This window comes from Pseudomonas putida (assembly GCF_001941965.1).
Lineage (GTDB): Bacteria > Pseudomonadota > Gammaproteobacteria > Pseudomonadales > Pseudomonadaceae > Aquipseudomonas > Aquipseudomonas putida_L.
Map to the genome: position 1 here is coordinate 1 of NZ_MKZO01000060.1, position 5,263 is coordinate 5,263.

Genomic DNA, 5,263 nt, shown 5'->3' on the forward strand with positions numbered 1-5,263 from the left:
CGCAGATAGGGGTTTCGGAATTGAATCTTGACGATGACCTACTCTCACATGGAGAAGCTCCACACTACCATCGGCGATGCATCGTTTCACTGCTGAGTTCGGGATGGGATCAGGTGGTTCCAATGCTCTATGGTCGTCAAGAAATTCTGTGTGCCAAATCGTCTTTCGACGCTTCAGCAAATCGGGTATGTGATATTTGTGGTTTGCACGAACTTTCGGTTCATTGCGTCTTCACCACCACAATTCGGCTTACGCACAAATTGCTTGGGTGTTATATGGTCAAGCCTCACGGGCAATTAGTATTGGTTAGCTCAACGCCTCACAGCGCTTACACACCCAACCTATCAACGTCGTAGTCTTCGACGGCCCTTTAGGGAGCTCAAGGCTCCAGTGAGATCTCATCTTGAGGCAAGTTTCCCGCTTAGATGCTTTCAGCGGTTATCTCTTCCGAACATAGCTACCCGGCAATGCCACTGGCGTGACAACCGGAACACCAGAGGTTCGTCCACTCCGGTCCTCTCGTACTAGGAGCAGCCCCTCTCAAATCTCAAACGTCCACGGCAGATAGGGACCGAACTGTCTCACGACGTTCTAAACCCAGCTCGCGTACCACTTTAAATGGCGAACAGCCATACCCTTGGGACCGGCTTCAGCCCCAGGATGTGATGAGCCGACATCGAGGTGCCAAACACCGCCGTCGATATGAACTCTTGGGCGGTATCAGCCTGTTATCCCCGGAGTACCTTTTATCCGTTGAGCGATGGCCCTTCCATACAGAACCACCGGATCACTAAGACCTACTTTCGTACCTGCTCGACGTGTCTGTCTCGCAGTCAAGCGCGCTTTTGCCTTTATACTCTACGACCGATTTCCGACCGGTCTGAGCGCACCTTCGTACTCCTCCGTTACTCTTTAGGAGGAGACCGCCCCAGTCAAACTACCCACCATACACTGTCCTCGATCCGGATAACGGACCTGAGTTAGAACCTCAAAGTTGCCAGGGTGGTATTTCAAGGATGGCTCCACGCGAACTGGCGTCCACGCTTCAAAGCCTCCCACCTATCCTACACAAGCAAATTCAAAGTCCAGTGCAAAGCTATAGTAAAGGTTCACGGGGTCTTTCCGTCTAGCCGCGGATACACTGCATCTTCACAGCGATTTCAATTTCACTGAGTCTCGGGTGGAGACAGCGCCGCCATCGTTACGCCATTCGTGCAGGTCGGAACTTACCCGACAAGGAATTTCGCTACCTTAGGACCGTTATAGTTACGGCCGCCGTTTACCGGGGCTTCGATCAAGAGCTTCGCGTTAGCTAACCCCATCAATTAACCTTCCGGCACCGGGCAGGCGTCACACCCTATACGTCCACTTTCGTGTTTGCAGAGTGCTGTGTTTTTAATAAACAGTCGCAGCGGCCTGGTATCTTCGACCGGCATGGGCTTACGGAGCAAGTCCTTCACCCTCGCCGGCGCACCTTCTCCCGAAGTTACGGTGCCATTTTGCCTAGTTCCTTCACCCGAGTTCTCTCAAGCGCCTTGGTATTCTCTACCCAACCACCTGTGTCGGTTTGGGGTACGGTTCCCGGTTATCTGAAGCTTAGAAGCTTTTCTTGGAAGCATGGCATCAACCACTTCGTCGCCTAAAGGCAACTCGTCATCAGCTCTCGGCCTTGAAATCCCGGATTTACCTAAGATTCCAGCCTACCACCTTAAACTTGGACAACCAACGCCAAGCTGGCCTAGCCTTCTCCGTCCCTCCATCGCAATAACCGGAAGTACAGGAATATTAACCTGTTTTCCATCGACTACGCTTTTCAGCCTCGCCTTAGGGACCGACTAACCCTGCGTCGATTAACGTTGCGCAGGAAACCTTGGTCTTTCGGCGTGGGAGTTTTTCACTCCCATTGTCGTTACTCATGTCAGCATTCGCACTTCTGATACCTCCAGCAAGCTTCTCAACTCACCTTCACAGGCTTACAGAACGCTCCTCTACCGCATCACCTAAGTGATACCCGTAGCTTCGGTGCATGGTTTGAGCCCCGTTACATCTTCCGCGCAGGCCGACTCGACTAGTGAGCTATTACGCTTTCTTTAAAGGGTGGCTGCTTCTAAGCCAACCTCCTAGCTGTCTAAGCCTTCCCACATCGTTTCCCACTTAACCATGACTTTGGGACCTTAGCTGACGGTCTGGGTTGTTTCCCTTTTCACGACGGACGTTAGCACCCGCCGTGTGTCTCCCATGCTCGGCACTTCCAGGTATTCGGAGTTTGCATCGGTTTGGTAAGTCGGGATGACCCCCTAGCCGAAACAGTGCTCTACCCCCTGGAGTGATACATGAGGCGCTACCTAAATAGCTTTCGAGGAGAACCAGCTATCTCCGAGCTTGATTAGCCTTTCACTCCGATCCACAGGTCATCCGCTAACTTTTCAACGGTAGTCGGTTCGGTCCTCCAGTCAGTGTTACCTAACCTTCAACCTGCCCATGGATAGATCGCCCGGTTTCGGGTCTATACCCAGCGACTAAACGCCCTATTAAGACTCGCTTTCGCTACGCCTCCCCTATTCGGTTAAGCTCGCCACTGAATATAAGTCGCTGACCCATTATACAAAAGGTACGCAGTCACCTAACAAAGTAGGCTCCCACTGCTTGTACGCATACGGTTTCAGGTTCTATTTCACTCCCCTCTCCGGGGTTCTTTTCGCCTTTCCCTCACGGTACTGGTTCACTATCGGTCAGTCAGTAGTATTTAGCCTTGGAGGATGGTCCCCCCATATTCAGACAAAGTTTCTCGTGCTCCGTCCTACTCGATTTCATTGACAAGAGATTTTCGTGTACGGGGCTATCACCCACTATGGCGGCACTTTCCAGAGCCTTCCACTAATCTCAAATCAACTTAAGGGCTAGTCCCCGTTCGCTCGCCACTACTAAGGGAATCTCGGTTGATTTCTTTTCCTCAGGGTACTTAGATGTTTCAGTTCCCCTGGTTCGCCTCTTGCACCTATGTATTCAGTGCAAGATACTCAGCTTGTGCTGAGTGGGTTCCCCCATTCAGAGATCTCTGGATCACAGTCTGTTTGCCGACTCCCCAAAGCTTATCGCAGGCTACCACGTCTTTCATCGCCTCTGACTGCCAAGGCATCCACCGTATGCGCTTCTTCACTTGACCATATAACCCCAAGCAATCTGGTTATACTGTGAAGACGACATTCGCCGAAAATTCATGACAAAAACTCACAAATTTTACCTTAGCCTGAATCAACACCAGTGAAAGTGTCGTTCAGTCTATTTCTATCACATACCCAAATTTTTAAAGAACGGACCAGTCAACAAAGACTAGAAATCAACATTCGATCCGAATGCTCATTTCTAAGCTTTAATCAGGAGTTTCAAGCAGATTATGGTGGAGCCAAGCGGGATCGAACCGCTGACCTCCTGCGTGCAAGGCAGGCGCTCTCCCAGCTGAGCTATGGCCCCAGACTGAGGCTAACGTGTAACTTAATTGGTGGGTCTGGGCAGATTCGAACTGCCGACCTCACCCTTATCAGGGGTGCGCTCTAACCAACTGAGCTACAGACCCAATAAGCTGCTTTTCCGTCTTCTTCAATGAATCAAGCAATTCGTGTGGGAGCTCATGATACGGCTGATGTCGTCGATTAAGGAGGTGATCCAGCCGCAGGTTCCCCTACGGCTACCTTGTTACGACTTCACCCCAGTCATGAATCACACCGTGGTAACCGTCCTCCCGAAGGTTAGACTAGCTACTTCTGGTGCAACCCACTCCCATGGTGTGACGGGCGGTGTGTACAAGGCCCGGGAACGTATTCACCGCGACATTCTGATTCGCGATTACTAGCGATTCCGACTTCACGCAGTCGAGTTGCAGACTGCGATCCGGACTACGATCGGTTTTGTGAGATTAGCTCCACCTCGCGGCTTGGCAACCCTCTGTACCGACCATTGTAGCACGTGTGTAGCCCAGGCCGTAAGGGCCATGATGACTTGACGTCATCCCCACCTTCCTCCGGTTTGTCACCGGCAGTCTCCTTAGAGTGCCCACCATAACGTGCTGGTAACTAAGGACAAGGGTTGCGCTCGTTACGGGACTTAACCCAACATCTCACGACACGAGCTGACGACAGCCATGCAGCACCTGTGTCAGAGTTCCCGAAGGCACCAATCCATCTCTGGAAAGTTCTCTGCATGTCAAGGCCTGGTAAGGTTCTTCGCGTTGCTTCGAATTAAACCACATGCTCCACCGCTTGTGCGGGCCCCCGTCAATTCATTTGAGTTTTAACCTTGCGGCCGTACTCCCCAGGCGGTCAACTTAATGCGTTAGCTGCGCCACTAAAATCTCAAGGATTCCAACGGCTAGTTGACATCGTTTACGGCGTGGACTACCAGGGTATCTAATCCTGTTTGCTCCCCACGCTTTCGCACCTCAGTGTCAGTATGAGCCCAGGTGGTCGCCTTCGCCACTGGTGTTCCTTCCTATATCTACGCATTTCACCGCTACACAGGAAATTCCACCACCCTCTGCCCTACTCTAGCTCGCCAGTTTTGGATGCAGTTCCCAGGTTGAGCCCGGGGCTTTCACATTCAACTTAACGAACCACCTACGCGCGCTTTACGCCCAGTAATTCCGATTAACGCTTGCACCCTCTGTATTACCGCGGCTGCTGGCACAGAGTTAGCCGGTGCTTATTCTGTCGGTAACGTCAAAACAGCAAGGTATTCGCTTACTGCCCTTCCTCCCAACTTAAAGTGCTTTACAATCCGAAGACCTTCTTCACACACGCGGCATGGCTGGATCAGGCTTTCGCCCATTGTCCAATATTCCCCACTGCTGCCTCCCGTAGGAGTCTGGACCGTGTCTCAGTTCCAGTGTGACTGATCATCCTCTCAGACCAGTTACGGATCGTCGCCTTGGTGAGCCATTACCTCACCAACTAGCTAATCCGACCTAGGCTCATCTGATAGCGCAAGGCCCGAAGGTCCCCTGCTTTCTCCCGTAGGACGTATGCGGTATTAGCGTTCCTTTCGAAACGTTGTCCCCCACTACCAGGCAGATTCCTAGGCATTACTCACCCGTCCGCCGCTAACTCGAAGAGCAAGCTCTTCTCATCCGCTCGACTTGCATGTGTTAGGCCTGCCGCCAGCGTTCAATCTGAGCCATGATCAAACTCTTCAGTTCAATACTGCTTGGGTTTTGAGAAAACCCTAAACTTGGCTCAGCAATCTCAAAATGAACTATTTCGATTTCTCG

2 tRNA genes and 3 rRNA genes are annotated in these 5,263 nt (G+C 51.8%); all 5 read right to left on the reverse strand.

The annotated features are described in order from the left end of the window. Positions 1-25 precede the first annotated feature (25 nt). Positions 26-141: ribosomal RNA gene (gene rrf / locus PSEMO_RS27340) — 5S ribosomal RNA — on the reverse strand. Between the two features lie 134 nt (positions 142-275). After that, positions 276-3,166 (reverse strand): 23S ribosomal RNA (locus tag PSEMO_RS27345). Positions 3,167-3,398: 232 nt separating this feature from the next. Next, positions 3,399-3,474: transfer RNA gene (locus PSEMO_RS27350), tRNA-Ala, on the reverse strand. A 26-nt stretch (positions 3,475-3,500) separates the two neighbouring features. Next, positions 3,501-3,577: transfer RNA gene (locus PSEMO_RS27355), tRNA-Ile, on the reverse strand. 77 nt (positions 3,578-3,654) lie between these two features. Then, positions 3,655-5,191 (reverse strand): 16S ribosomal RNA (locus tag PSEMO_RS27360). The 16S, 23S and 5S rRNA genes sit together here with 2 tRNA genes alongside, the layout of an rRNA operon. Positions 5,192-5,263: the final 72 nt, after the last annotated feature.